General features: G+C 55.5%; 23 protein-coding genes, 2 tRNA genes and 1 pseudogene. 18 read left to right on the top strand and 8 right to left on the bottom strand.

Features of this window, described 5'->3' with window-relative positions:
• Positions 1–25: 25 nt before the first annotated feature.
• From WCS52_13900 to WCS52_13930, 7 genes are all read left to right on the top strand, one after another.
• The gene (locus WCS52_13900; GenBank protein ID MEI6168273.1) at positions 26–1,189 is read left to right on the top strand and encodes a Xaa-Pro peptidase family protein; all 1,164 of its coding nucleotides are present in this window, start codon (positions 26–28) and stop codon (positions 1,187–1,189) included.
• Entirely contained in the window at positions 1,189–1,929 is a 741-nt protein-coding gene (locus WCS52_13905; GenBank protein MEI6168274.1) for a creatininase family protein, read from the top strand. The genes WCS52_13900 and WCS52_13905 overlap by 1 nt, the downstream gene beginning before the upstream one ends.
• A 2-nt stretch (positions 1,930–1,931) precedes the next feature.
• The gene (locus WCS52_13910) at positions 1,932–3,716 is read left to right on the top strand and encodes a hypothetical protein (GenBank protein MEI6168275.1); all 1,785 of its coding nucleotides are present in this window, start codon (positions 1,932–1,934) and stop codon (positions 3,714–3,716) included.
• Positions 3,713–4,375: a hypothetical protein gene (locus WCS52_13915; GenBank protein MEI6168276.1), complete on the top strand. Its 663-nt coding sequence runs from the start codon at positions 3,713–3,715 to the stop codon at positions 4,373–4,375. Before WCS52_13910 ends, WCS52_13915 begins: the two co-directional genes overlap by 4 nt.
• Before the next feature lie 101 nt (positions 4,376–4,476).
• Positions 4,477–4,749 (top strand): HU family DNA-binding protein, encoded by a 273-nt coding sequence (locus WCS52_13920; GenBank protein MEI6168277.1) that lies wholly within the window; start codon positions 4,477–4,479, stop codon positions 4,747–4,749.
• Between the two features lie 241 nt (positions 4,750–4,990).
• Positions 4,991–5,983 (top strand): hypothetical protein, encoded by a 993-nt coding sequence (locus WCS52_13925; GenBank protein ID MEI6168278.1) that lies wholly within the window; start codon positions 4,991–4,993, stop codon positions 5,981–5,983.
• A complete protein-coding gene (locus tag WCS52_13930; GenBank protein MEI6168279.1) occupies positions 5,974–6,762 on the top strand; it encodes a nucleotidyl transferase AbiEii/AbiGii toxin family protein in 789 nt (262 codons plus the stop codon). The genes WCS52_13925 and WCS52_13930 overlap by 10 nt, the downstream gene beginning before the upstream one ends.
• 166 nt (positions 6,763–6,928) lie before the next feature.
• Here the strand turns inward: WCS52_13930 and WCS52_13935 are convergent, their stop codons facing one another.
• Positions 6,929–8,221, bottom strand: a complete 1,293-nt coding sequence (locus WCS52_13935) for a site-specific integrase (protein ID MEI6168280.1) — start codon at positions 8,219–8,221, stop codon at positions 6,929–6,931.
• A gap of 159 nt (positions 8,222–8,380) precedes the next feature.
• A tRNA-His gene (locus WCS52_13940) sits at positions 8,381–8,457 on the bottom strand.
• A 59-nt stretch (positions 8,458–8,516) separates the two neighbouring features.
• Between WCS52_13940 and tsaB the strand changes: the two genes are divergently transcribed.
• From tsaB to WCS52_13955, 3 genes are all read left to right on the top strand, one after another.
• The gene (gene tsaB, locus WCS52_13945) at positions 8,517–9,197 is read left to right on the top strand and encodes a tRNA (adenosine(37)-N6)-threonylcarbamoyltransferase complex dimerization subunit type 1 TsaB (protein MEI6168281.1); all 681 of its coding nucleotides are present in this window, start codon (positions 8,517–8,519) and stop codon (positions 9,195–9,197) included.
• Positions 9,198–9,210: 13 nt separating this feature from the next.
• Positions 9,211–10,155 carry a peptidylprolyl isomerase gene (locus WCS52_13950; protein MEI6168282.1) on the top strand — a complete coding sequence of 315 codons (945 nt, stop codon included), beginning with the start codon at positions 9,211–9,213 and terminating at the stop codon, positions 10,153–10,155.
• A 25-nt stretch (positions 10,156–10,180) separates the two neighbouring features.
• Positions 10,181–10,257 (top strand) — tRNA-Pro (locus WCS52_13955).
• Positions 10,258–10,526: 269 nt separating this feature from the next.
• On the opposite strand, the gene WCS52_13960 is transcribed toward WCS52_13955, so the two are convergent.
• The 3 genes from WCS52_13960 to WCS52_13970 all read right to left on the bottom strand — a co-directional run bounded on the left by WCS52_13960 (position 10,527) and on the right by WCS52_13970 (position 12,181).
• Entirely contained in the window at positions 10,527–10,829 is a 303-nt protein-coding gene (locus tag WCS52_13960) for a polyhydroxyalkanoic acid system family protein (protein MEI6168283.1), read from the bottom strand.
• Between the two features lie 13 nt (positions 10,830–10,842).
• Positions 10,843–11,424 carry a thioredoxin family protein gene (locus tag WCS52_13965; protein MEI6168284.1) on the bottom strand — a complete coding sequence of 194 codons (582 nt, stop codon included), beginning with the start codon at positions 11,422–11,424 and terminating at the stop codon, positions 10,843–10,845.
• Positions 11,425–11,884: 460 nt separating this feature from the next.
• Positions 11,885–12,181, bottom strand: a complete 297-nt coding sequence (locus tag WCS52_13970; GenBank protein MEI6168285.1) for a hypothetical protein — start codon at positions 12,179–12,181, stop codon at positions 11,885–11,887.
• Between the two features lie 295 nt (positions 12,182–12,476).
• On the opposite strand from WCS52_13970, the gene WCS52_13975 reads away from it, so the two are divergent.
• Positions 12,477–13,982, top strand: a complete 1,506-nt coding sequence (locus WCS52_13975; protein ID MEI6168286.1) for a serine protease — start codon at positions 12,477–12,479, stop codon at positions 13,980–13,982.
• Positions 13,983–14,135: 153 nt separating this feature from the next.
• Here the strand turns inward: WCS52_13975 and WCS52_13980 are convergent.
• Positions 14,136–14,426: pseudogene (locus tag WCS52_13980) on the bottom strand (thioredoxin family protein).
• Between the two features lie 165 nt (positions 14,427–14,591).
• Complete coding sequence (locus WCS52_13985) at positions 14,592–16,781, bottom strand: ATP-dependent RecD-like DNA helicase (protein MEI6168287.1); 2,190 nt, start codon at positions 16,779–16,781, stop codon at positions 14,592–14,594.
• A gap of 413 nt (positions 16,782–17,194) precedes the next feature.
• On the opposite strand from WCS52_13985, the gene WCS52_13990 reads away from it, so the two are divergent.
• The 7 genes from WCS52_13990 (at position 17,195) to WCS52_14020 (ending at position 24,887) form a co-directional block, all read left to right on the top strand.
• Positions 17,195–18,259, top strand: coding sequence for a uroporphyrinogen decarboxylase family protein (locus WCS52_13990; protein MEI6168288.1), 1,065 nt, complete (start codon positions 17,195–17,197; stop codon positions 18,257–18,259).
• Between the two features lie 78 nt (positions 18,260–18,337).
• The gene (locus WCS52_13995) at positions 18,338–19,963 is read left to right on the top strand and encodes an FAD-binding oxidoreductase (GenBank protein ID MEI6168289.1); all 1,626 of its coding nucleotides are present in this window, start codon (positions 18,338–18,340) and stop codon (positions 19,961–19,963) included.
• Between the two features lie 45 nt (positions 19,964–20,008).
• Positions 20,009–21,970 carry a hypothetical protein gene (locus WCS52_14000; GenBank protein ID MEI6168290.1) on the top strand — a complete coding sequence of 654 codons (1,962 nt, stop codon included), beginning with the start codon at positions 20,009–20,011 and terminating at the stop codon, positions 21,968–21,970.
• A gap of 190 nt (positions 21,971–22,160) precedes the next feature.
• The gene (locus tag WCS52_14005) at positions 22,161–23,201 is read left to right on the top strand and encodes a hypothetical protein (GenBank protein ID MEI6168291.1); all 1,041 of its coding nucleotides are present in this window, start codon (positions 22,161–22,163) and stop codon (positions 23,199–23,201) included.
• The gene (locus WCS52_14010) at positions 23,198–24,031 is read left to right on the top strand and encodes a hypothetical protein (protein MEI6168292.1); all 834 of its coding nucleotides are present in this window, start codon (positions 23,198–23,200) and stop codon (positions 24,029–24,031) included. Before WCS52_14005 ends, WCS52_14010 begins: the two co-directional genes overlap by 4 nt.
• A 161-nt stretch (positions 24,032–24,192) precedes the next feature.
• Positions 24,193–24,522 carry a type II toxin-antitoxin system RelE/ParE family toxin gene (locus WCS52_14015; protein ID MEI6168293.1) on the top strand — a complete coding sequence of 110 codons (330 nt, stop codon included), beginning with the start codon at positions 24,193–24,195 and terminating at the stop codon, positions 24,520–24,522.
• Complete coding sequence (locus WCS52_14020) at positions 24,519–24,887, top strand: addiction module antidote protein (GenBank protein ID MEI6168294.1); 369 nt, start codon at positions 24,519–24,521, stop codon at positions 24,885–24,887. The genes WCS52_14015 and WCS52_14020 overlap by 4 nt, the downstream gene beginning before the upstream one ends.
• 315 nt (positions 24,888–25,202) lie before the next feature.
• Here the strand turns inward: WCS52_14020 and WCS52_14025 are convergent, their stop codons facing one another.
• Complete coding sequence (locus WCS52_14025) at positions 25,203–26,288, bottom strand: LacI family DNA-binding transcriptional regulator (GenBank protein MEI6168295.1); 1,086 nt, start codon at positions 26,286–26,288, stop codon at positions 25,203–25,205.
• Between the last annotated feature and the right edge of the window lie 674 nt (positions 26,289–26,962).

The following is a 26,962-nucleotide window of genomic DNA, read 5'->3' on the forward strand; positions in this document are numbered from 1 at the left end:
GGACTAAAGGAATTAAAGTACTATTATGAAGACAACGCAAATTATGAGGCAGGAGTTCGAGGACAGAATCACAAAGTTTCAGGGGCGGATCAAGGCCGCTGGACTGGATGCGGTGCTGGTGCATGGCAATGAGGCTGATTTCGCTAATGTTCGGTATCTTTCAGAATACTGGCCGACCTTTGAGGCGGGCGCTGTGTTTGTCCCGGCAGTGGGGGAAGCAGTTCTGTTGATTGGGCCTGAAAGTGAAAATTATGCCAAGGGGCGCAGCTCGCTTACGAATATCCTGAAGATGGTCGAATACCGGGAGTTCGCCGAACCGCAGTATCCTGGCATTCCCGTTGCTACCTACAAGGACGTGGTCAAGTTGGCCATGCCCAAGAGGAAGTTGAAGAAACTCGGGATTGCGAGTTGGGCCATCACCACGTTGCCGGTGTTCATGTCGCTCCAGAAAGATCTTCCGGGTGTTGAACTCATCAAGGCGGATGATGTCTTTGCCCCGCTGCGGTACATCAAGAGCAAGACGGAGCTGGCGTTGATGCGCAAGGCGTTTCAGATCAGCGAGTTGGCAGTCGATGCCATCCTGGGCGAGATCAAGCCGGGGATGACGGAGAACCAGGTGATCGGCATTGCCCAGCGTGAGATCTACAAGCATGGTGGTGAATACGAGGGCCATGCGCTCTATTGCTTCTGTGGCAAGCGTACCAATAACGCCATCTGCCGCCCGAGTTACAATAAGATCGTCAAGAATGAGGTTATCCAGCTCAATATCGGCGCGCGGGTGGGCGGGTATTCGTCGAGCGTGGGCCTGCCCATTTCCATCGGCGCCCTGCCGGCTCGAAAGAAGCGTCTGGTCGAATTCGGCCTGGAGGCGCATTTCAAGACGATGGAGTTGATGAAGGCGGGGCGTTCGGCGGCCGATGTGGTACAGGATTACGAGAAATGGGTCCACTCGCGCGGATTTGGCAAATACATGCTCTATGGACCCTGCCACGGCATCGGCATGATGGAGGTGGAGCGTCCCTGGATCGAATCTACGTCGACTTTCAAACTTGAAAAGAACATGACCTTCCAGGTGGATACCTTCTTCGCCGACAAGGACTTCGGGCTACGGTGGGAAAATGGAGTTGCCATCACTAACACCGGGGTTGAAAAACTGTCCGAGCGGTATATGAAGATCGTAGAGGTCTAATGCGCTACGAACTCATGTTCCCAGATCAAATCCGGCGGGCCATTGACGAGAAATGGCCGGTGGTCCTGCCGGTTGGTGTGTTGGAATACCATGCCGAACACTGCTGTGTCGGGGTCGATACAGTGCTGGTGGTGCGGGCTGTGGAGGAACTCGAGAAAGAGATGAAGGTCGTCATTATGCCGGCCTTCTACTACGGTGCCAGCAGTTATGCCGTTGAAGTTCCCGAGCGCAACGGTTCGGTGCATGTCGGCCCGTCGGCACTGCATCCGTTCGGGAAGGAACTGTTCCGGAGCTTGCTGAGAATAGGATTCAGGAACATTCATCTTTTCATTCACCATCAGAGTGAGAACTTTGCGGTCGGTATGCCGACCGACTTGGCGTTCCGGTTGGCGGCCCGGGAAGCCATATTCGAGTTCCTCGAGAAGGGGCGCGGGGAGAACTGGTGGGGGAATCCCGCCATGGCCAAGTATTACGAGGGGCGGGGGACGGGTGATGATCCCTTCAGTTGGATTCGTGTTCACCCCTTCATGGATGAAGCCAGCCAGAAGGAATTTCCGATCGATCATGCCGGGAAACAGGAAACATCGCTTATGATGGCCTTCTGTCCGGAAGGGGTCGATATGTCTAAGCGAACAGATGGACAGTGGTATGCAAAGACAGCTGTTGAAGCGACACCGGCTTACGGCATAAAAGCGAAGGTTCTGATTCTCGATGGAATGAGAAAAGCCTTAAAAGGTTGATTATGGCAGACACCATTCGTATCTGGCGTTCGCCCCGAACGTCTTTTGGCCATTTTATTGATCCCCCGGATCCCTGGCAGGAAGAGACTGTAACTGCGCTGGATGCCTATACCGATCAGGAACTAGGGCGGATTGCCGCTTCCGGCTTTAATGCCATCTGGGTTCACGGTAACCTTAACCATGTGGTCAGGACGGAAGTGTTCCCCGAGTTGGGTGCGGATGCGGAATTGCATCAGCAACGGCTGAATGCCTTGGTCGAGAGGGCAGGGGGGCATAGCATACAGGTGTTCATGTTTTGTCAGCCGCCGCGGGGCATTCCCCGTGATGATGCGTTTTGGGGGCATCATCCGGATGTTGCGGGGCAGTCGGAGTCGATCGTCAATGAAGGCAATCAGAACATAGAGGTGCTATCGCTTTGCACCTCGACGGATAAAGTGAAACAGTTCCTTTATCAGGCCGCCGCCGAACTGGCCCGGAATGTCCCCGGCCTATGTGGGCTGATCCTGATCACGGCGTCGGAAATGCCAGCTCACTGCTGGTCCCGACGCGGTCGGGTCATTCAGGGCGATGGAAGTTTTGCGGATTTTGCCATTGAGTGTCCCAGGTGCGCAGCACGCAAGCCAGAGACTGTGGTCGGCGAGGTGATCCAGTTGGTGCGCGACGGGATCAGATCGGTAACCGCCGACTGGAAGATTATCGCTTGGAACTGGTCATGGACGTTCTATGTTCCTGCTCCGTGCGAGGAAATTATTTCTGCCTTACCCAAAGATGTCATCTTAATGGCAGACTTCGAGAGGGGCGGTCGCAAGGTAATTGCCGGGAAAGAGCGGATCATTGACGAGTATTCATTGTCGTATGCCGGTCCATCTCAACAATTCAAAGGATCGCTGGACAGTGCTCGAACCCACGGCATTTCTGTGATGGCGAAACTGCAGTTTGGGACGACTCATGAACTGGCCACCGTTCCTAATCTACCAGTGATGGGTAATGTGTTTGCCAAGGCCGATGCCGTAAGGAACATGGGCCTGTCCGGCTTCATGGGCTGCTGGTGTTTCGGCAACATGATCACAGCGAATACGGCAGGTTTCAACGCATTCCTTTCCGGCGAACTGCCAGATCAGCGCAATGAGGCCATGAGGGCGTTTGCTGCACAATATTTCCCCGGTTGTGAGTCTGCCGGGGTTGCTGCCGCCTGGCTGAAGTTTGGGGAGGCCATGGATAACTATCCCTTTTCCCTGCCGTACCTTTACTCAGGTCCGACAAACTTCGCCTTTATCCTACCTCTTCAGTTCGGTCCGCTTACTGGTAAACCGGTTGGTCCGTGCCATTTACTTGCTGAGCGAGGGGATGACATGGGGGCGGCGCTAGGAGATTACAGTATTGAGGAAATCATCACTGGGTTTGAACGGTTGTCGGGACTCTGGATTGACGGGCTTCAGACTTTGCGGGTTGCTTTGCAGTCATGCCAGGATGCCCATGTACGGGAAGAACTCGACACCGCCGCTGTCTGCTGGCATTCGTTCCGCAGCACCGCCAACTTCTGCAAGGTTTACCGGTTGCGCCGTCAATGGAATGACCGAATGTTGCCGGAGTATCAGTCGATTATCCGAGATGAATTGAAGAACCTTCGTGACGTTCTTCCGATCCTGAGGCGGGATCCTCGTTTCGGTTATCACATTGAAGCCCATGGGTATCAGTATGATGCGGATAGCGTGGCCGCTAAGATTGAGTCACTTGCTGGTGAGAGGTATGTCTCACTCGAAGACGTGAAGGAGAATCGGGTGTGAATAACCAGCCTTATTTGAAGGCAAAATTACTCGATACCGTTGATCTTGAGTCGTGGGAGCGGATTGGTCAGGTTTTTGCCAATGTACCGGGGGTGGAGTCGCAACAGGCGTGGCGTGCTGAACCGGCGCCCGAGTTCCGCTCCATGCGCGTGAAAACGGGATGGACCCGAGATGCTTTGTATATCTATGCTGAACTCGAGGATGCAGACATCTTCAATCCGGAGAAGCAATTTAACGCTCCATCATTCCTGTCGGGCGACGTTTTCGAGATATTCCTGCGGCCCTGCGATCAGGAGTCATACGTCGAGCTCCATGTGACGCCAGAGAACCAGAAACTCCAGTTACGCATTCCCTCTGCAAGCGTGTTTGTCGAACCCCGTGCCAAGCCTGGCATTCCTCCAGAGTGGTTTATCAACCGGGTTATTGAAAGCCGAGTCCGGGTGAATCCCGACGCCCAGCGGTGGGAAGTGGTGGCGGAGATCCCGTTTGCCATGGTCTGCGAGGTATTCCTACCGAAGCCCAGTGACCGGTGGCTGTTCTCGTTCAGCCGGTACGACTACACTCGTGGGCGCGAAAAGCCAGTATTGTCATCCACCTCGCCGCATGCCGTACTGAACTTTCATCGGCAAGAAGAGTGGGGCGAGTTACGGTTTGTGTAAGCACTGGAATCGAAAAACGAAACGACACATTATCCTCTTGTTCCTCGCTCCGGTGCGGCATACAGTCACTATGCGTTGATCAATCCAACGAAGGAGCCGAGATGAAAACCAAGAGTGAAATTATTGCAGAGTTGGCGGAAACAGCCGGAGTCGAAAAGAAGCAAGCGGCGGAGATGCTGGAGACTCTGGTCAAAATAGCATATCGCGAAGCCTCGGCGGGTTTCCAGATTCCAGGCCTTGGCAAACTCATCAAGGTTGAGCGCAAGGCTCGCACAGGCCGCAATCCCGCCACCGGTGAGACGCTTCAAATTCCCGCCAAGACCGTCCTGAAATTCAAAATTGCCAAGGCGGCCAAGGATGCGATTTTGGGTTAACATATCGGATGGAAAGGGACGATGGGGATAGTAATTTGTTATCCGTTCATCATGGTAGAACTCGTTGCTTAAACTATCATCATTGGGTGTTCTGGAGTTTATCCAGGTGGACGCCGACCTCTGATTGCGTCAGGGGCTTTTGCTTTAGTTCTCCATGGGCCAGCCCCGAATGAAATTACGATTCATTCTAAGTGTTCGATTAATGTTGATTATGAATCGATCAGAATGTATAAACTGAGACGTGAAAGATTTAAGAAATAGAGCGGAAGGCTATCTGACTAAGCTCGATGAGCGTCTGGGACCCTTTGTTCCCCGTGCCATCCTCTCATTGCCGTTGTATCTGCGGGAACGTTTCTCCGTGTTCTCCGCGAGGGTGTTTGGTCGGAACTGGCTTCTTGCAATTGAGGAAGATGGCTGGGACGCGGGGACCCCAACGGAATATCGGCAGCACTGGCAGCAACTGAAAAAGGCGACCGGAGAGGAACATGTCGCTATCGTCTTGCCCAGTCTCTCCGCAACCGTGCGAAATCGCATGATTGGGCAGGGGGTTCCTTTCCTGATCCCGGACACGCAGATATTCCTGCCGGAGTCTATCACACTGCTGAGGGAGAATTTCGCAACCTTGGCGTCCGGCCCCGGCAAGCCGCTCTCCCCGCCAGCTCAGGTGTTGCTGTTGTTGCAAGTGCAGCAAGGCGGGCTGGAAGAACTTTCCGCCAAGGAACTGTCCGCAAGGTTGGGATTTTGCAGGGCTTCGATGTCGAATGCGACATCCGAGCTGGAACAGAACAATCTTTGCGAGACCTCTCGCGAGGGTAAGGAACAACGGATTCATTTCAAGGGGGCCGCATCCGGCCTGTGGGAATCGGCCTTGCCTTTGTTGCGATCCCCAGTATTGAAAACTCTGTATGTAAGGTGGACGTCCCCCGTTGAAGGTGTTAAACGGGCGGGCATTTCCGCCTTGGCGCAACGAACTCAGCTCGCTGAGGATTCGGTTCCGGTTTTTGCGATGCCGGAAAAGCGCATCCGGATGGGGCTGGAACATGGACAACTGACTGGTTGTGTGGATCGTTATGAGGCTAACGCCGAAGTCGAGGCGTGGCGGTACGATCCTGCCCTGCTCTCTGATGGGCCGGATGTCGATCCGCTGTCCCTGTTTTTGAGTCTCCGGAACAGCCCGGATGAACGGGTACAAGCGGAACTTGCTGATATGATGGAGGCATTGCCATGGCGGTAAAAGGGCTGGATCGATTCATTGAATATCTTTCAGGGCACCGCGACTCCTTCGTGCTGATCGGCGGCACTGCTTGCGACATGTGGTTCACAGAACAGAACCTTTTGTTCCGAGCCACCAAGGATCTCGACGTCGTATTGATCCTCGAAAAGATCAACCCCGCCTTCGTCTCGCGTTTCTGGACCTTGATACGAGACGGTCAGTACCAGATCAAGAACCGTAGCGAGGGTGAATCACCGGTCCTGTACCGCTTCGAGAAACCCGTCGCGGAGGGTTTTCCCTTCAAGGTTGAGCTTTTCTGTCGTTATAACCCCGGTCTGGATATAGATTCCGAACAACGCATCGTTCCAATACGGATGGAGGATGCCCAAAGTCTGTCAGCGATTCTGCTCCATGACAGCTATTACGGCTTTCTGATCGAACATTGTCGTGAGTCGCGGGGTATTCTGGTTGCCGACGCGGGAGCATTGATCCCGCTTAAGGCTCGGGCGTGGCTAGACCTGACTGCCCGCAAGGCAACCGGGGAAAAGGTTGATGATCGGGACATCAAGAAGCACCGGTATGATGTTTTCCGGCTCGCTGTGCTCCTGCCCGATAACCAGACGGTTTCCCTGCCCGAGGAACTCGCCAATGATGTCAGTGTGTTTCTGAATCTTCATCCCGCTGATCACTCGGACTGGGAGTCCATCCGGAATGCGATCCGGCCAACGGTGGGTGGTTCCATATTGCCGGAAAAGCTGATTTTGGCAATCAGAGGTTATTTTAAGCTCGGCACAATCTGAGAGTGACGACACGAAGCCCTTGGATTCCTGCACACCCTGCTGCAAGTACGAAGTCTATGTGGGCTACCTGCGCCAGCTTCTCGGGTCTGGCAAGGTGGCTACCCGCTCATAAAGGTGCTTCCGCATGATCCTGACAGTTGTAACTTCGGTCATGGTATGGCCTTTGTCATGGCTTTTCCGTTACCGTGCCGCCCTGTGTGAAACTCACTGTCGGCAAACTGGCAATGGCCGTCGCTTTCTGCCCCTCGTCGGCATGGGAGTAAAGTTCGGTCATCGCCGGCGATCCATGCCCCACCAATTCTTGAATCGCGACCTGCGGCACCCGGTTGGCAGCGCACAGGCTTACGAATGAATGACGCAGACTATGGAAACCAACCCGGACAATGGCCCGCTTCCGGTGCTTGCCGCCTGCCTCTTCCGTGGTCTGAATATCGCAGTCGGTGAAATGAGCCTGAATGCGTTTGGAGATCGTGGTCGCGCCTTCCTTTAGGTGTAACCCGGCATCATCGGGGAACAAATACACGGCGCCCGGCTTCGCCTGTGTCTTCAACTGCAGCAACATGACTTCCAGCACTGGATGCAAGGGGAACGTTATTACCTTCCCTTTTCGGCGGGTTTTGTTCGGGATCCTCTTTATGATGTGTTTGTCCAAGTCCAGTTCGTTCCATCGGAGGGTCACCACGTCGCCCAGTCGAAGGCCGGTGTAGAGCCCTATCGCCAACCAGTAACGCAGATTTCCTTTTGCCTTGGCGCAAACACTGGTCAGTTCCTCGGTGGTCAAGTTCCGGCGCCCTTGGGTTTCATTTTCCAGTGCGGAGATTTCCGCCCATACATCATCCGATAATCCCGCCCGCGTCCGTAGAACCTTAAACATGCTCCGCAGAAACTTGATCGATGCGTTGTAGGTCCGGGGGGCGATGCCGCTCTGCCATAGGTAGGTTGCGTATTCCTCGGCCAGCCCCGGAGTGACTTCATGCAGAGCGGTTACTTCTGGGTGCGTTTTGGTCAGCCAGTGTTTGAATCCGGTTTTGACTTTCCGGTTCCCGTTTTTCTTGGCATGTTCCTGTCCCCAGTGTGCCTGGTACATTTTGATGGTCGCCGGGCTTGGGTTGCGTTTCTTGGGATTGTCCAGCCAGGACTGCCAGGCATCCGCAATCGGCAACTGGATGGTCAGGCTCTTCCGCAACCGTTCGGCGAACGTGATTCGCCTGGGTTCCTGTTCCCGCTTTGGCAACTGGTCGATCGCTTCAGTCAAACGGGCAAAAAGGGCATCCACCGATTCCCCACCCCGGACTTCAACCAGCATCCGGGTAAGTTCGGCCTCGGCGGCCGCTTTCGCGTCCTCCGCCGCCTTTTTACCCTCGGTTGGCGCAAGAACACCAGTTGACCGACAGTAGTCTTTCTTGTTATGCATAAAGCGTGCATACCACATTCCGGACCGTATAAAGATTTGAGCCATGATGCAAAGTTCCTTCGGGTTCTATGTTTCTGGATATCTCCGGTTTCTTGTCGTAGCATATCTCATCACATAGGTGGAGGGCGAGGGAAATGGTCGTAGCAAAGTCGTATCAGCAGGAGTTCAGCGGGGAAAGACAATCAATGGAAGGCTTGATTTAATTGGGGCGAATGACGGGGCTCGAACCCGCGACATTCAGAATCACAATCTGACGCTCTAACCAACTGAGCTACATTCGCCATGCCGTTTGCAGGGGCGAATCATCCACACACAGGGCCGGGGAATCAAGCAAAATCAAATGAAAATATTGGCGTTAGAACTTTCAACCCACATTGGGTCTCTGGCCCTCCTCGACGGGGATTCGGTGACATGTCAAAAAGAGTGGGTGGCCGAAGGTCGTCAACTGCGTCCCATCTTCGCGGATATCCATGCCTTTTCAGCGAAAGGGGCCTGGGATTGGCAGGGGTTGGATCACCTGGCGGTGGGGGTCGGGCCGGGGGCTTTCTCCGGGCTCCGCATGGCTGTGGCCGGGATCCGGGGCCTGGCACTTCCCGATCACAAGCCGGTGATGGCGGTGTCGAGTGCCAGCGCTCTTGCCTGGTCAGTCCTGCAGGAGACGGGTGCCCAACGGGTGGTCGTTCTGGGCGATGCCCGGCGACACGAGTTGTGGGCCGGCTGTTTTGGCTGGGAACAGGGACAAGTATCACGCCTGGGCGATTGGATCGTGACGGGGGTGGAGCAGTTGCCCGACTTACTGAAAGTGCCGGGGACGGTATGGGTGACCTCGGATTGGGACCGGATTCAGGAACCGTTAACGGCTTACTGTCCGGCCGGTGTGGGGCTGATTCAGGAGGCGCGGATCCCCCAGGCGGCGATGGTCGCCCAGGTGGTGGCGCAGCGGGTCGCGTCCGGCCTTCAGGGGGAGGCCTTGGCCCCGATTTACGTACATCCCGCGGTGTCAGTGGCACCCCGGTTTTAAAGAGAGGAACCTTATGAAAATTAAAGTAAATGGTCAGATCATTTCAGAAAAAGCCGTTTTGGCGGAATTGAAACGGCTGATGGATTTTTATAGTCAGCATATGCCCCGTGAGGAACTGGGACGCCATACAGAGGAACTGCTGAAGCGGGCGCGTGAACATGCCGTAGGGACGCAATTGCTCATTGAAGAGGTTAAACGCCGCAAGATTGAAATCCCTGACCAGGATGTGGATGTCGCTATGGCGGGTATGGCCACCAAGGCGGGCAGCGTGGATAAATTAAAGGAAATCCTCGCCCGTCAGGGACTGACGCTTGAACAATTTCAGGCAAGCATTCGCGTCGGCAAACAATTGGACGCCCTGGTGGCGCGGGTGACGTCGGGGGTGGTGGAGTGTGAGGAGCCTGAGTTGCTCAGCTATTACGAAGAACATGCGGAGCGCTACGTGGCCCCTGATCAGGCCCAGGTTCGGCATATTCTGATACGCCCCGCCTCTGCAGATGAGGCAGATCGGGCAACGACCCGTTCGACCTTGATGGGCTTGAAACAGAAGATTCTGGAAGGGGAAGCCTTTGCCGACCTGGCCGCCGCCTTTTCAGAATGCCCGAGCGGGAAAGCGGACGGAGGAAGTCTCGGGCTGCTGGTCCGGGGCGCGATTGTACCTGAGTTGAATCAGGCAATATTCGAAGACCTGGAGATTGGCGAAATCAGCGATGTGGTGGAAACTTCCCTGGGCTTCCATATTCTTGAGTTACAGGAAAAAGAACTAGGCGAGCCCCTGACGTTTGAAGAGGCGAAGCAGAGCATTCAGGATCTGCTGCATCACGAGCGGAAGGGAAAAGCCTTGTCGCAGTTTGTGGATCACCTCCGAGAGAAGGCGGTGATTGAGGATGATGGGGTGGAAGATGCCCACTGGGAAAAGTTGTTTGATTCGTTCCTTGACGGTCAAAAGGGTAGTTGATAGCTTCCCTCTCTGCTTTCTTTATCGGGCCGTAGCGCAGACTGGTAGCGCGTTTGCTTGGGGTGCAAAAGGTCAGGAGTTCAAATCTCCTCGGCCCGACCATTTTAAACCTCATTCTGACACTGATTCCATTGGTCGGAGTGAGGTTTTTTCTTTAATGATGAGTATACGTAGCTGCAAGGCATTCCAAGACCTCCTGTTGGCGGAGGGGCATCGTGATATGCATCGATGATCGATCGGGCCTCCAGATGCCCTGTGTGGGGTGTAGCAGGCCTTGAGATAGTATCCTCCCCAGCCATCAATCCAGACTTCACCCGTGGGGACGAACTCATAGACGTGGTCGTGACCGCCAGCCGTAAAATCGATAGGGATCAGGCAAGTAGTTCGGCGGCGTGCTTTTTGATCATTGATTCAAGTTGGCCCTTGAAAAGCATTGCCGCAAGGGGAAGGCTTCCGGTAATCACAACCTGTGCGGGTTCTATTGCCAGCGTGCCGGAAACCTGGAATCCCATAACCGAGCAATCGAATTTACCTGTATGGTTATTCCAGTCCTCTTTGAGATGGCTGATCTTGTCGCCGTGTTCCGCCTTCAGGTCGTTGAGCAGGCGCCGGATACGCTGGGCGGCTTCAGCCGGAGGAAGGCGATGAGGGATGGTGATGTTGAGTTTAGGCATATTATTAGTCGCCTTAAACAAGATCGCAGGCATCCGGCGGCATCCAGTGGGCATCGCGGCCATCCCATTTCACGTTGCAGCCGATGGGGTTGGTCAAGGGAACGCGCAAGGGGCGGTCGGCGAGATGGTCTTCAAGCGCATTAGCCAGATCGTTAACCTTCATCTTCGAGGTATCGCGGGGACTGTCAATGCCTCGTCCGGAATAGACCAGTTTGCGGCCGCTATCAAACACATAGAAGTGTGGGGTCCGTAAAGCTCCATAGGCGAGGGCCACCGATTGGCTCTCATCATGAAGGTAAACCCATGGAAATTGATGCTGATTCATCCGCTCGACCATATGTTCAAATGAATCCTCAGGATAGGTGTTGCGGCTGTTCGAATTGATGCCGACGAAGCGTACCCCCCTCTGGGCGAATCGTTCGGCCGTCTGGCGGGTGATCTCGTCGGAACCCACCACGTAAGGGCAGTGGTTGCAGGTGAAAAATATCACCAGGACCTTGGCCTGTTTGAAGTCTGACAAGGTATAGGTATGCCCGTCCGTGGCAGGGAGTTTGAATGCCGGTGCCGTTGATCCAAGTTTTAGTGTGAATGCCATGGTTATCTCCTGCGCGGTGATTGTTACCGCTTGCCTTTCGTGGTGCCTTTTTTGTCCTTATTTTCACTCTGGGGGATCGGATACAGATAGGCCGCCACTTGCGCCGCGGTGGTCGTGGTTGTGCCGTAGGTTGGCCTGATATAGGTCGGACTCTTGCCAGGCTCCTGAACGGTCTAGGACTGTGCGTAAACGGCTGATGCGTAGATGGCGCTGAATAGAATTATGACGATAGATTTCAACGCACTCCTCCTGTCTGTGCATTATGATCTTTTGGGGTGGGGTGCGCCATCATAAATCGAATTCATTCACTTGCTTCCGGAAAAGAAGTTGCAGGCGCAACAGGCGGCTGCTGCCGAAGATGCCAGCCAATCAGATTGGCCAGCACCATCGTTTGAGTGATTGTTTTATGAGTCAGTATCTTCATGGTTGCTTACGGGAAAATAATGGGCGCCAGCGTAGGTTAGTCCTTGCATGACTTGTATTTCAGGAGCTTGCCATCCTCGGCCACTTTGACTTCGCTGCACTTTCCGTTTGTCCCCTTGATCTTGGCTTCATAGATGATGCCGTTCTTCGTTGTTTCTTTCTCGATCTTGCCGGCCACAGTACCACCATACTGGTGAGCCTGGATCGTGGACTGAACCACCGTTGGCACATCAGTCCAGGTTACATTTACTTCCTTGTGACACATCGTGCGGCATCCCATTGCAAACGTTCCCGCCAAGACGACCAATCCTAATCCATACATTGACTTGTTCATTTTCATTTCTCCTTTACTGGTTTGTTCTTGGCAGGGTAGGCCGGGGCCTCCATCAGCTCAATGGGGAGAAACCCTACATGGCAACGCAGGGATCTTGGGAGCTGATGCTTTATTTTCAGCAGGCTCCCGCGGCGGGTATACTCTCCGTCTAATAGGGTGTTGTTCATTGTAGCCTATCTATGTTTGGGTAATAGCTGCGGAAAAGAAGAGGCGTAAGCCTCGCCTAATTGATATAACCAGATATGAGTAAGTATCAGGGATTGGGTGGGAACGCCCAGGAATGGAGATGTCTTGGATGATTTCTAAACATGTTCGTTACGTTACCATGATGGTGGCATTATTCGCCCGGGGGGTGATGGGCGCTACGGGCTCTACCCCTTTGATCAATGACGCGATCGTTAAAATATATACTGAAGCAAGTATTCCTGATTACGGGAACCCATGGAATGCGGGTAACCCCAGTTCTTTCACGGGGTCGGGTTGTATCATCAAGGGACGCAAGATCCTTACAAATGCCCACGTCATCAGTGATGGAACCTTTATCCAGGTGCGCCGTTATGGTCAATCGAGACGATACGAAGCTCGTGTCGAGAATGTCTCGCATGACGCCGACCTGGCTTTGTTGACCGTGGAAGATCCCGATTTTTTTACTGGTTCCACAAGTCTGGAGCTTGATGATCTTCCTGCCGTTCAGCAAGAGGTGTCGGTATACGGGTTTCCATTGGGAGGAGACACGATGAGCATAACCAAAGGGGTTGTCTCGCGTGTGGAGCATCAGGTGTACCCCCATAGTGGGTTGTCGTTGCTGGCGGTGCAGATCGACGCCCCTATCAATCCCGGAAACAGCGGCGGCCCGGCGATAGTGGATGGGCGGATTGCAGGGGTGGCGATGATGGCATACGACAATAAAGACGCCAACAGCATTGGTTACATAGTGCCAACGGCAGTGATCCGCCATTTCTTTGATGACATCGCCGATGGACGGCAAAATGGCTTTCCCTCAACGGGTCTCATTATGCAAAATATGGAGAATCCAGCCATGAAGCACAGTTACGGGATCGCGGACAGGCAGGAAGGGGTGCTCGTCTCCAAGGTTATTCGAGGGGGATCTGCTGAGGGGTTCCTGAAGGCAGGGGATGTGGTGACCGCCTTGGACGATGTGCCGGTCGCCGGTGATGGGACCGTGGATCTGCGCAAGGATGAACGCACTTCCTGCGATCTGATCGTTCAGAAGCATCAGGTGGGTGAGAAACTGAAGATTGATTATGTGCGCGATGGAAAGCCTCATAACTGCATGATTACCTTATCCAGCCGAATGGCTGACGATCTGCTGGTGCCGCTTGAACGGTATGATGTGATGCCGACCTATTATATCTTTGGCGGTTTAGTTTTCTGTCCGCTCACAACCGACTATGTCAAAGCATGGGGTGAAAACTGGCCGAAGGAGGCCCCTCCGTATTTTTTAACGTTGTTGTCGGCCAACATGAAATCGGACTCTATGGATGAAGTAGTAATCCTGACGAGGGTATTGGCGGGGAACATCAATCAGGGGTATCAGGACTTAGTCAACTTGCCGATCAAAAAAGTTAATGGGCATGATCTAGGCAACCTGCGGGAATTAATCACGCGGATTGAAAGTTCAAAGGAGCCATTCGTAACGCTTGAAGCGACAACGGGCCAGAGGATTGTGTTGGGTCGGGAGCGGTGCCTGGCTGAGCAGCAGGCTATCCTGAAAACCTATCAGATCTCACACGACCGATCGGTGGATCTGTTGACGCCCGTGATGACGACGGCGAAATGAACGGTTGGATTTGTGTATGTCCGGCGAGCCTCTCATTTTGCCGGCATTGATCACCCTTTTGTATGTCTTCTGCTACGGGTGTTGGGGCTCCGGACAGCCGGAGGAAGGCGATGAGGGATGGTGATGTTGAGTTTAGGCATATTATTAGTCGCCTTAAACAAGATCGCAGGCATCCGGCGGCATCCAGTGGGCATCGCGGCCATCCCATTTCACGTTGCAGCCGATGGGGTTGGTCAAGGGAACGCGCAAGGGGCGGTCGGCGAGATGGTCTTCAAGCGCATTAGCCAGATCGTTAACCTTCATCTTCGAGGTATCGCGGGGACTGTCAATGCCTCGTCCGGAATAGACCAGTTTGCGGCCGCTATCAAACACATAGAAGTGTGGGGTCCGTAAAGCTCCATAGGCGAGGGCCACCGATTGACTCTCATCATGAAGGTAAACCCATAGCGGTATAATCATGGTGTGGGGAAATGGGAAACAGCCAAGTCGTGAGTCGGCTTGAGATTCACGAGTGGTCTTTCCCTCCGGCTGATCCCTGAGTGCGAGTAGAATTCCCCGAGAGGACGGAGCGGTATCAGGTAGGCAAATCACAGATACCGCTCCCGTCATTTAATCAACTGCTTTCAGCCGCGCCAATAAACCCGAAAACCGCTGTTCCGTTTGGTTGTTCCTGACCGCAAGTGAAAGCGCCTTGGGTTGCCCGATAAGCACCACGAGCTTTTTGCCCCGCGTGATGCCGGTGTAAACGAGATTCCGCTGGAGCAGCAGGTAGTGTTGCGTGGCCAGGGGGATGACCACCACGGGAAACTCGCTGCCTTGCGACTTGTGGATGGTGATGGCGTAGGCCAGTGCGATTTCATCCAGTTCCCCGAAATCATAAACGATCTCGCGCTGGTCGAATCTGATCAGAACCTCCCGTTCCACCGGATCGATTTTAAGGATTTGGCCGATGTCCCCGTTGAAGGCATCCTTGTCGTAGTTGTTCTCCGTCTGAATCACTTTGTCGCGGATCCGGAACGTCCAGCCGAACTTCTCCACCATCGGCTCATCCGGCCGGGGGGGATTCAGCTCGGCCTGCAATCGCAGGTTCAGTTCGCGTATTCCCAGGGAACCGCGGTTCATCGGGCAGAGTACCTGGATGTCCTGGATGGCGTTGAGCTTGGACTTGGCCGGGATGCGGGTCTTGATCATCTCAACCAGCGTGTTCGCGATGGCCACCGGCTCATCCCGGTCGATGAAATAGAAGTCAGACTCGGTGTTCTTGGCGGCCAGCTCAGGCATCGCGCCTTCGTTAATCCGGTGGGCGGTGGTGATGATCTGGCTATTGGCGGCCTGCCGGAAGACTTCAGTCAACCGCACCACCGGTACCACGCCGCTGTCGATGAGGTTTTTAAGGACCATGCCGGGCCCCACCGAGGGCAACTGATCCACGTCGCCCACCAGCAACAGGCTGGCGTTCATGGGTAAGGCACGGAGCAGATGGTTCATCAACGGCACATCCACCATCGAGGTTTCGTCCACTACCAGGAGGTCGCATGACAGCGGGTTGGCCTCATTGCGCAAAAAGGAGCTCGTGCCGGGCTTCACTTCGAGCAGCCGGTGAATGGTCTTGGCCTCAAGGCCGGTCGTCTCCGCGAGGCGCTTGGCGGCCCGGCCCGTCGGGGCGCACAGGGCACAGCGTACTTTTTTGGCCCTCAGTATCAGCAGGATGGCGTTGACTAAGGTGGTTTTCCCGACGCCGGGTCCGCCCGTAATGATGAGTGCCCGGGTGGTGAGCGCCTGCTTCAGTGCTTCCCGCTGGCTGGGGGCCAGATCCTTCCCGGTTTTCTGCTGGCACCACTCCACGGCTTTCTCAAAGTCAATGGCAGGGTACTGGGCCGGTGAGGCGCACAACCCTCTGATCCGGGCTGCGATCCCTTCTTCGGCCCGGTTTAAGGCCGGCAGGAATATGAGCTCCTGATGGTCGATGGTCTCTTTAACCAGATCTTTTTCGGCCAGCGTCCGGTCCAGGGCGGTATCGACAATTTTGGCATCCACCATGAGGAGCTTGCCGGCTTCATCCTTCATAAATTCCATGGGTAAGGCGCAGTGACCATTGCCGGTCGCCTCCAGCAGGACATGGTTCAGGCCCGCACACGCCCGAATAAGGGAGTCGACGGGGATGCCGACCTTCTGGGCAATCTGGTCGGCCGTCTTAAATCCAACCCCGTGGATATCCTTGGCCAGCGAGTAGGGGTTGGCCCGGACCTTCTCGACGGCCTCCTCGCCGTAAGTCTTGTAGATGCGTACGGCCCGGCTGGTGCTGACGCCATGGCTGTGTAAAAACACCATGATGTTCCGGATCACTTTCTGTTCAGCCCATGCCTCCTTGATGAGCTTGCGGCGCTTTGGCCCGATCCCGGCAACGTCCTCCAGCATAGCCGAAGTGGTTTCGATGATGGTGAAGATCGATTCGCCGAACTGGCCCACCAGTTTCTTGGCATATACGGGCCCAATGCCTTTGACCATGCCGCTCCCCAGATACTTCTCGATGCCTTCCCGGGTGGTGGGCGCGGTGCTGGTCAGCATCTCCGCCTTGAACTGCTGGCCGAACTCCCGGTCCTGGATCCATTGGCCCTCTGCCGTTACCCATTCGCCGGGGCTGACCGAGGCGAGGGATCCCACGACCGAGACCAGATCACGGTGCCCCTTGGCTTTGACTTTGAGCACGGCGAAGCCGGTGTCCTCGTTGTGGAACGTGACGCGCTCAATCAGGCCGGACAGACTTTCGGCAAATGGTTTTGGAGGCTGTGGTTGCAAGGGGCAGATGGTACGAATCGTGAGAAGCGCGGGCAAGCGTAGATTCAGATGTATCCGGTAAAAGGGCGCATGACAAATTTCTTCCAAATCGAAATAGTTGAACACCCGCTTCGCTCAAGTCGCGAAGATCGCAAAGGGTGAGAACAATGTGGCGTTTATTATGCCCACGGAAAGTTCCATGGGCATAATAAACGCCCCGACGCCCTTGAGGAATTCAGGGTGCCTCATTCAGCCAGTCCGATACCCCTCTCTTCGCATGCTCTTGCTGTAGGTATATGTGTCTGAATATATATGTTTGAGCAAAAATAAAGGTTTTTTCGAACATTATCAGAAATTTGTCCTGCGCCCTAATCCATTGAAGGCGAAGTAACACGCTTGACTCGCCGGGTAAAACTGGTAAGGGATGTGACTCAATGAACCTGAGCAACTATTTGCCGATTGATGAGGGAACGACCGCGCATTTTGAAGAGGTTTATGCGCGGTACCGGCTGTTGCATGATGATCCGGAGAGATGCAGGCCGATGATCATCATCAACACGCCTGTCCAGCTTCCGGTCTGGGAGGAACGCCTCGCTGACCCGCTGGTGATGCTCCAGGCCGAGTTGGATCTGCTTCGTCCTCACCTGGACATCCGGGATGACCGGGTTCCTACGGTCAGGGTGCAGTTCGGGACGGCTCAGGTTGCTGCCGCATTCGGCTGTCAAATGGTCATTCCCGGGAACAACCTCCCTGCGGCGGGGAGTCACGTTTTGACTGCGGCGGGAGCGGTGCACGGCTTGAAGCTGCCTGCACTTGATGCCGGCTGGTATGGAAAGCTGATGGAATGGACTGAGCTCTGGAAAAAACATCTGCCCACCGGAGTACATATTCAACTCCCTGATATCCAGAGCGCGTTCAACTCCGCCCACCTAATCCGCGGGAATGACATCCTGACGGATTTTTATGATTGTCCGGAAGACGTTGATCTGCTTCTCGACAAGGTCACGGATTTCATGCTGGCCATCACCCAGAGGCTCAAGTCAACGATCGGCGATGATCCCGAGTGGTTTTTTGACTGGGGTGCGATGTGGAAGGGAGCCGCCCGCATCAGTAATTGCTCCATGCAGATGATCTCGCCCGCCTTGTATCGGGAACACATTTTACCGCGTGATGTGCGTTTCTTTGACACTCTTGGCGGGGGGCGTATGCATTACTGTGGAATGACGGCGGACGTGATTGACGACTTCATGAAGGTGCCCGCGATCACCGGGCTGGATGTTGATTGCACCCATCATGACTTCTTTGCGTTGTGTGAGAGGGCTCCGGCTCGACTCGTGCTCATGCCAACCGGGGAATTCGGGGGGAATTCTCCCGAATTAATGCGCTTGCTTCAGGGGGATTGGCCCTGTAAACGCAACATTGTGATTATGGCCGGCGCCTCATCGGTTGCGGATGGAAGGCGCCTTCTAGAACAACTTAGGGCCTCGATCCCGTATTGATGAAGAACTAATGACCAGGAATAACTCGTCATTCCATGCGGAGGCAGGCTTGATCGTGCCCCCTGAATGAAAGGACCTATGAGTACAGATATTATTCGATGCGAGTCGTTACTGACCGAGGCCGAAAAGGCGGAATTGGATTCATTTTGCCGGGGCCATCAAGGGGTTTCGATGCTTCCGGAATTAGCACCATTTCTCCATAACCGGTTCGGTGTTGCGATGGAGTGTGATCCCGATGTCGTCGCCGGATTTGCATTGGACAGTTCGAATTTGCCGGGGGTAGCACAGGCGGTGAGCAGACCCGCTACGCCCCGTGAATGCGCGGTGGTGTTGCGCACCTGTTCACAGTCCGGCATTCCGGTCACGATTTCCAGCGGCAAGTCGAACCTCACCGGCAGTGCGACGCCGGAGGGCGGGGTGGTGTTGTCCCTGTCCCGAATGATGAGTGCGGACGGAGCCGGGGGGGCGGCGGTGGTTGTTGATGCGGCTGCCAAAACCGTACGGGGTGCCGTTGGCATGATCCTGGAAGATCTGCGGCGTACGGTGCTTAAGGAAACAGGGGGAGTATTGTTTTACCCCGTCGATCCCACCAGTCGTGCCGATGCCGCCGTGGGAGGAACCGTCGCCTGCAATGCCTCGGGGTTTATCCCCGGTCCGTCCGGAGCCACCCGCGAATGGGTGCGGGCGGTCGAATTTGTGCTTCCTGATGGCGGTTTCATCAGGGCGGAGCGCGGGCAGTATCGATCCGTTGATGGCAGGTTTGTGTTAGAGGATGGCCTTTCAAGCAGGGAGTGGCCCGTTCCCCGGTATTCCCGTCCGACCATCAAGAACGCGGGCGGTCCCTTTTCCGCATCCGATGGGGTGCTGGATCTGGTGGATTTGGTGGTCGGGAGCGAAGGGTTGTTTGGCGTGGTTACCGGTTGCACGTTCAATCTGCGGGAGAGTCCCGGGGGGAAGTTGGATCTTTTCTTTTCGCTGTCAGACGAGGCTGCGGCTCTGGCGTTTCACCGCCAGGTCATGACGCATCTCCACGGCGAGCTGGGCAGCCTCGGGGCGCTGGAATATTTCGGGGTCAACTGCGTAAAACACATGGATCACCATGACGTGCTGTTTAAAGGCTCTGATCAGGTGGGGATCTACCTGCAGGTGCCCTTGTATGGGCGTTCAATGGAGGAGGCCGCCGAAGAGTGGATGGACGTGATTACCGCGAGCGGGTGCGGTGCCCATGATGATGCCATCATGCTGCTTGATACGGAGCGGAACTGGACGATGTTCATGGAGTCGCGCCACTCCCTGCCGGCCAATGCGCTGGAGGTGGCCAAGCATCGCGGCACCTTTACGATTATGACCGACACCGTCGTGCCGCCGGACCGGTTTGAGGAGTTTCTGAAATTCACCCACCGTATCCTCAATGAGGCCGGAATGGAGTATGTGGCGTTTGGTCATTTAGGGGATTGCCATCTCCATTTCACCTTGCTACCCCAGTGCGATCAGATTGAGAAGGGGGTGGCCTTGTACGATGCCATTGTCGCCAAATCGGCGGAGCTCGGGGGCGTGTATTCGGGCGAACACGGGACCGGCAAGCGCAAGCGCCGTGACTTTCTGCGGTGCTATGGGGCCGGTGCCGTGGAGGATGTCCGACGCTGCAAGGCGGTCGTGGATCCGGGCTTCGTCCTGAATCGTGGCAATGTTATCGAAATCTAACAGCGGTAGCCGCATAGATTGTAGACTGTTAGTAAAGGTTTTTTTATGACAACCTCCGACTCAGCGGCCGGCACGACTCAGCCACGTCACCTCTATGAATGTGGGACGCTGACCTACACCAAGGCCGCCCTGGCCGCGCTTTTCGCCTGGCTGCTCTGGGGGGATTTCTGTCTGCGCCTCATGGAGGCGGTTGTGCCGAGTGTGCTGCCGCTGAAGTTGAAGGCGCTGGGATGTCCGAACTGGGTGATGGGGGTGATCTTGTCGGCGATCCCCGGCGTCCTGAACATGACCATCTGTCCATGGGTCAGTTTCAGAAGCGACCGCACGCGTAGCCGTTGGGGCCGGCGCATTCCGTTTATTGTCGGGACCCTGCCGTTTCTCTGCGTGTTCCTGGGCCTGCTCGGCTGGAGTGAGGAAATCTCGGCGCTGTTGCAACGCCATCTGCCGGGACTAAGGGGGGTGGCACCGGCGACGGTAACTGTTGGCCTGATCGCCCTCTTCATGGCGCTGTTCGAATTCTTCAACATGTTTGTCAATTCGGTCTTTTGGTACCTGTTCAATGACGTGGTGCCACGCCCCTTCATCGGACGCTTCATCGGCATGTTGCGCATTGTCAGCACGTTGGCGAGCATGGTGTACAACTACTTTGTATTCCGGTATGCCGAATCGCACATGCGGGAGATCTTCCTGGGGGCTGCTCTGCTCTATTTCGTCGGGTTCGGCCTGATGTGCTGGCGGGTTAAGGAGGGCGAATATCCACCGCTGGAGGCGGAAACGGAGCGGCAAAGCAAGGGGCTGGGGGGAGTCCGGACCTTTATGCGGGAGTGCTTCACGCACCGCTTCTACTGGCTGATCTTCCTGGCCACGGGCTGCGCGGCGGCCGGTGGCGCCATCGGGCCTTTCAATATCTTTTTCTCCCGTGAAATGGGGCTATCCCTGGATCAGATCGGTAAAATCACTGCCATCCAGGGTGGCGCGGCACTGGTGGCGATGTACTTCACCGCGGTTTTTGTGGACCGCTGGCATCCCGTCCGCATCAGCGCGTATCTGTCGGTGTTTACTTTTGTCGCCGGCTGGATGAGTTGGGTCTGGATTTTCGTGAGTCTGCCCGGAGCGCTTTTCTTCTGGTTCAACCTGGCGGCGGGCCTGATCGCCACGTTCCAGGGGACCTTAAGTGCCGCGGCGTCCTTCCCGCGGGAGATGCGGCTCTTTCCTCAGTCCCGCTTCGGCCAGTTCTGTTCAGCGCAGGCCATGTTCCGCTCCCTCTGCACGATTATTGCGGGTATGCTGGCGGGCGCGTTCATTGACCTGGTCCGGTATTTCTGCCATGGCTCAGACTTCGCCTACCGGTTCAACTTCATCTGGTCCATGATTTTCTCGACAGGCGCCATGATCCTGACCGTCATGATTTACCGGCGCTGGCACCAGATGGGCGGGGATGCGCACTTCCATCCCCCCGCGCCCTGGAGTCCCCAGGGAACCGAGGAACAACCGGTTACCGCGACCATCGGACCGCAGACACGCTGGCTCAATCTGGCTATTTACGTGTTCGATGCGCTGATGATTCTCTCGGCCCTGGGCATCCCGCTCATGATGGTCTGGATGCGTCAACAGCAGGCCTTCCTGGCTTATAAATGGTTTGGGGGCGCGCTGCTGCCGCTGGCGGTGCTGACCTATGGGTGGTGGCTGGTGCTCCGCAGGAGGATCCGCCGCGACATGGCGCTGGCGCGTCGGGGCGAGCAACCCCTCAACGGCATTCCGCACCACGGGATGATCATTGTGGCGGGCACAAAATTCCTGCTCGCGCTCATCTTGTGGGCGGTCCAGGTGGTGATGATGGTTAACCGGGACATGCAAATGGCTGCGATTGTCTTTGGCATCGCCAATGTGGCCACGAACCTCATGCTGGTTGGCGCCGTTCAACTCATGTGCCGGGTGGAACGTGGCTATTCCACGACCATCGATGTCAAGCTGGCAGAGGTGAACGCGCAGGTATTGACCCGTTAGGGGAAAGCGGGGGGGCAGTCTGGAGAGCGGAGCACCTGTAGTAACCGCCGTGTCGGCGGTAGTAGGCTACCCCCTCAAAACGCGAGGGCGCTGAAAGCACAAGGAAAAGGGCCGTAGCAAAACGGAATAGACCTATTGACTTTATTACTGAAAATCCTATATTTACTAAAAAGTAAACAATGAGGTTACAGTGAATAAAGAAGTTGTCACATCTGAGCAAGAACTGATCCGTAATGCTCGTAAGATACTGGAAGATAACTCTTTAGGAACGTTCAGAGTCGCTGAATATCAAGGTTCAGAACTTTTTGATCTTGCCTTCACATTTTCGTTCGGTGGAGTGGAGTCCGAGTTTCTCGCCGACTGTCAACTGCGCCCGACAGTGAAGGATGTCGCTTATCTGGCCGCTCGGGTCCTGACTCCGGGAATAACCCCACTTCTCGTGACTGTGAAACTGACGCCATCCCTGATTGAGGAGTGTAAGAAACAAGGCGTCAGTTGTTTGGATCTGAATGGTCGCATCTGGATTTCGGCCAAGGGGATTGCAATCGAGAAGGATGTGCCGCCCCGCAACAAATATTACGTCCTTCCGGAACCGCCCGTGAGCTTTTTTTCACTCAAATCATCCCGGGTTGCGCGCGCGCTGTTGAGCTTTCCTGATCGCACATGGAAACAAGCCGACATTGCGGAATTAACCAAACTCAGCAAAGGGCTTGTGTCCCGTCTCCTCAATCACGCCACCGAACAGGGGTGGGTGGATGACAAACGCGGTGCCTGGAGTCTGCTCAACCGGGAGGCCTTGTTGACGGCATGGGAAGCCGCTGATGATTTCCATAAACGCGTGTCGGTGCAGCAATATTCGCTTCTGGAACCCAACTTGCGCGTGATTGCCAAGCATTTGTTGCAGGAGTTTTCCGGTGACATAGCCTTCACTCAGTGGTTTGCCGCCAGCTTGCGATTCCCATACACAGAGTGTTCCATCATTTCCCTGTACCGCAGGCAATTCCCGTCGGAAGCCGACCTCAAGCGTCTGGGCCTTCGCGAGGTATCCGATGGCGGGAAGGTTTGGATTCTCACCCCGCGCGATCCCGGTGTCTTTCAAACCGTGCAACGGGTTGACGATTTCCCGCTCGTCTGCGATGCTCAGATCTACTTGGATCTCATCCGTGCCGGCCTCCGGGGCGATGATCAAGCCAAGGCGCTTCGTGGCTGGAAAGGGTTCTGTAAATCATGAAATACGCACACTACAACCAGTATTCCGCAGAGGATACAATACGAGCAGAGGCTGCCTTGCTGACCGTTTGGGCGGTTCTGCAGGATTTTCGAGAGGATCTTGTTCTGGTTGGCGGTCTGGTGCCCCGGTACATCTGCCATCCATCGGACGGAGACCTACCGCCAATCACAATGGATGTTGATGTGGGCGTGGCCCTGGGGCTCAGCAGCGGGATGTACGACACCACCACAACAAGGCTGGGTGGGGCTGGCTTCGAATGGAAAGAGAAACGATTCCAGAAGCAATTTGGATCCACCATTCTCTACCTTGATCTTCTGACGGACCGGCCAACCTCCCAATCGCCTGACACCGCCATGGTTGACGATGTGCCAGTGAGTGCAGTCTATGGACTCCAGCGGGCTTTGGAGGTGTTCCGTGAGATTGAGATCGAAGGCCGTGACCTGTATAACGCAAAGGTCAAGGAGCGGGTCAAAGTGTGTGAGATTGGTCCGTTCATTTGTCTCAAATTGCTGGCCTACGGGAATCGGCACCAGAGCAAGGATGTTTTTGATTTAGTCCGTGTCATTCGGGATTACAATGGCGGTGATGCCAAGACCGTCGCCCGCCTGTTTCACGCCGAAAAAGGCCGCAACCTTGCCTACGACGTTGCCATCGAGGTGCTGGCAGGCCATTTCGCCACGTTTGAATCCAAAGGACCGGCGCAATATGCGGATTTCTGCACACAAGGTGCCCGTTCCGTATCAGAAGAGGATCGGCACATCTACCTGCGCCATGCCAATGAAGCCCTGGATGCTGCGCAACTTCTTCTTAGTTCAGGCCCAAATGGGTGAGGGTCATCCTGCTACGGGTCACCCACTCACCCCTTCGGCACACCCGCTCTCCAAAGGTTCGAATCCTTATCCCACCACCAGCCTTCGCGCGCAGCGCAGCAAGGATAGTTGCCTCAAGAATCTTCTTGCGGGCATGTAGCGTATAAGCTACATTTGCACTAATGAAAGAGCGGGAACTCCGAGAATATCTGACAGAGACGGGGCAAAACCCCTTTCGAGAATGGCTTCACTCCCTGCGGGATATGCAGGGGCGTGCGCGGATTCGCGTCAGACTTAATCGGGTTCGTCTCGGCAACCTCGGAGACTGCAAGGCAGTGGGCGAGGGTGTCATGGAGTTTCGTCTGGATTTCGGGCCGGGTTACCGGGTGTATTATGGCCAGGCAGGTGACACTCTGGTTATTCTGCTGTGTGGGGGTGATAAACGAACCCAATCGCGGGACATCGCGACAGCGAAACAATATTGGCAATCTTATAAACGGAGGACATCATGAGTAAAACTACCACCAGTTATCGCGAGGGGCTGATGAAGGACCTTGCCGACCCTGAAGAGGCGGCCGCTTATCTCAATGCTGCACTCGAAGAGGGGTCTCAAGAGGTTTTTCTGATGGCCCTTCGTGACATTGCAGACGCCAAGGGCATGGCCCGGCTTTCCAAGAAGGCACACCTGAATCGCGTGAGCCTTTATCGTATGCTTTCAGGAAAGGGCAATCCCCAGCTTTCCAGTCTCGCAACTATCCTGAAAAACATCGGCCTTCGACTTGCCGTAGAGGTGAGAGAGCCTAAATCGCCGGCCATCTCACACCCGCCACTGCTGGTAGCCAGAACCCGCCGCATGGCCTGTGGCCTGCCGATTTGAGGCTACGGGCATGAGAGTGCCATTGGTAAGCAACGGCGCCTGCTCTCCGCCCGCATGGCGATGGCTCCAGCCTTGGCCAAGCAATATAAGGATTTTCAGAAAGGGCTGCTTTCTAGTTTCTAGGTCTGACCCGAATGGCGATCCGTCATCACGGCATCCGCTCCCGGAACCCCCGGAAGGCCCCCACGCACATACATGCGGGCCTTTTATCTTCGCCCACCGTCCTCCATCCATAGCCAATAACTGCGGCGAAGCCGCGCCATCAACCATCGCTCTATGTAATGCATAACCCATTTAGCATTGGCAATATTAAGTTTACTGGGCTGGTTCGTCAGGTGTCTTCGGTTCAGTCGTCGGCTCTTCAGGGACCGGCTCAACCACCGCCACGGCCGGCGGCGTGACAGGCATCTCCACCATGACCGGTTCCGCCACCACCACCGGCTCAACCGGCGCCATGACCGGAATGCTCGGTTCAACCGGCGTCACGACCGGCGGCGTGATAGGTATCTCCACCATGACCGGTTCCGCCACCACCACCGGCTCAACCGGCGTCTCGACTGGCGGCGTGACAGGCATCTCCACCGCGACCGGTTCGATCACCACCACCGGCTCGACCGGCGTCACGACCGGAATGCTCGGCTCAACCACCGCCACGACTGGCGGCGTGACAGGCACCTCCGCCACGACCGGTTCAATCACCACCACCGGTTCAACCGGCGTCACGATCGGAATCACGGGCTCAATCGGCGCCACGACTGGCGGCGTGATAGGTATCTCCACCATGACCGGTTTCGTCACCACTACTGGCTCAACCGGCGCCACGACCGGAATGACTGGCTCAGCCACCGTCACGACCGGCGTTGGAACAGGTGTCTTCCCATCACTGCTCACTGGCGACTGCCCACTGCTCGCTGAAATCCCCCCACTGCTCACTGGCGTCCCTCCGGCCAATTCCGTTACCGGTACCGTGCTTACGGAAGCCGTGACCGCGTATACCGTCGGGCAGCAAATGAAACTCACGAAGCGATCCTGAATCAGCGACAAGACCCGGGCCCTTGCGGCGGTGGGATCAGGCGGGAGAGTGACCACCACCAAGCGACATCCCTCCAGGGAAACGCTGGCGGCGCGCTCAGGGATCAAGGCCAGTATACTGGCGGGACTTGCTCCCGAGAGGAGTAGCCCCACCATTTTGGGCGGCACCCCGGTGGCCGGATCAAGCAGCGGCACCGGCATGGTCGACTGCTTCTGGTAACCCAGTTCCTTGGCGACGGCACGAATCCGGCTCTGCGTATCCCGGCAGATCCGCCCCTTGTCACCCTTGCCATTCAACACAATCGAGACTGTTGTTTTGGTGACTCCAGCAATCCGTGCAATATCAGAAAGAGAAGGTTTGTTGTCCATGCATAACCCATTTAGCATTGGATATTAATGAAGTCAAGCGGCTGCTTCTTCCTGGATAAATTATCTGATCCCTTGGCCCATCTGGATGGCCAATCACTGATGAACTAGGAACCGCTATGAGCCATTGCCCGCGCCGTGATTGAGTTGCGCGAACTTGGCGTGCAGATCAGCGCAGAGCGTGAGGCGCAACTCCGGCAGAGCGCAATTAGTGTATCCGTAGTTCATAAGAAAGGGGGAACGCCGCGTGATTTGAGTGATTCCGATGATACGTTTGCCTTTATCGATGGCTATACACCGGGCGGCTTCCCATATGGTGTAACGTGGGAAGAACTGGGTGAGACGCATCCTCAGGTGTTAGGAGGTTGTTGCCTCGTACCACCCTCCTACCGCATGAACGTTATGCGTGCCCCTCCGGGTCGCAATAATATTCAACGGGTTAGCGCGATAGTATGGTGGGAGCCTGCCGTTCAACGTTGGCGGAAATTCGGGAAGTGCTGCGGTATAAACGATATTTCAGCCACATCCATTTAATTCACCAGAGGAATGGGGATATGCATCCAAAGACTCTGTATTGCTCACCGACGAATTGAGCCATGCCGGATGTCCCCACGGTGGTAAATGCTCCAAGGAACCTGTGGGAAACGGTTAGACGATCACAGTTCCCATGGATATTG

This window comes from bacterium (assembly GCA_037128595.1).
Lineage (GTDB): Bacteria > Verrucomicrobiota > Kiritimatiellia > CAIKKV01 > CAITUY01 > JAABPW01.

Bases quoted from the DNA above. Each gene is read 5' to 3' on its own strand.
- WCS52_13900 (MEI6168273.1), top strand. From the start codon at position 26: ATGAAGACAACGCAAATTATGAGGCAGGAGTTCGAGGACAGAATCACA.
- WCS52_13905 (MEI6168274.1), top strand. From the start codon at position 1,189: ATGCGCTACGAACTCATGTTCCCAGATCAAATCCGGCGGGCCATTGAC.
- WCS52_13910 (MEI6168275.1), top strand. From the start codon at position 1,932: ATGGCAGACACCATTCGTATCTGGCGTTCGCCCCGAACGTCTTTTGGC.
- WCS52_13920 (MEI6168277.1), top strand. From the start codon at position 4,477: ATGAAAACCAAGAGTGAAATTATTGCAGAGTTGGCGGAAACAGCCGGA.
- WCS52_13930 (MEI6168279.1), top strand. From the start codon at position 5,974: ATGGCGGTAAAAGGGCTGGATCGATTCATTGAATATCTTTCAGGGCAC.
- WCS52_13935 (MEI6168280.1), bottom strand. From the start codon at position 8,221: ATGGCTCAAATCTTTATACGGTCCGGAATGTGGTATGCACGCTTTATG.
- tsaB (MEI6168281.1), top strand. From the start codon at position 8,517: ATGAAAATATTGGCGTTAGAACTTTCAACCCACATTGGGTCTCTGGCC.
- WCS52_13950 (MEI6168282.1), top strand. From the start codon at position 9,211: ATGAAAATTAAAGTAAATGGTCAGATCATTTCAGAAAAAGCCGTTTTG.
- WCS52_13960 (MEI6168283.1), bottom strand. From the start codon at position 10,829: ATGCCTAAACTCAACATCACCATCCCTCATCGCCTTCCTCCGGCTGAA.
- WCS52_13965 (MEI6168284.1), bottom strand. From the start codon at position 11,424: ATGGCATTCACACTAAAACTTGGATCAACGGCACCGGCATTCAAACTC.
- WCS52_13970 (MEI6168285.1), bottom strand. From the start codon at position 12,181: ATGAACAAGTCAATGTATGGATTAGGATTGGTCGTCTTGGCGGGAACG.
- WCS52_13975 (MEI6168286.1), top strand. From the start codon at position 12,477: ATGATTTCTAAACATGTTCGTTACGTTACCATGATGGTGGCATTATTC.
- WCS52_13990 (MEI6168288.1), top strand. From the start codon at position 17,195: ATGAACCTGAGCAACTATTTGCCGATTGATGAGGGAACGACCGCGCAT.
- WCS52_13995 (MEI6168289.1), top strand. From the start codon at position 18,338: ATGAGTACAGATATTATTCGATGCGAGTCGTTACTGACCGAGGCCGAA.
- WCS52_14000 (MEI6168290.1), top strand. From the start codon at position 20,009: ATGACAACCTCCGACTCAGCGGCCGGCACGACTCAGCCACGTCACCTC.
- WCS52_14010 (MEI6168292.1), top strand. From the start codon at position 23,198: ATGAAATACGCACACTACAACCAGTATTCCGCAGAGGATACAATACGA.
- WCS52_14015 (MEI6168293.1), top strand. From the start codon at position 24,193: ATGAAAGAGCGGGAACTCCGAGAATATCTGACAGAGACGGGGCAAAAC.
- WCS52_14020 (MEI6168294.1), top strand. From the start codon at position 24,519: ATGAGTAAAACTACCACCAGTTATCGCGAGGGGCTGATGAAGGACCTT.
- WCS52_14025 (MEI6168295.1), bottom strand. From the start codon at position 26,288: ATGGACAACAAACCTTCTCTTTCTGATATTGCACGGATTGCTGGAGTC.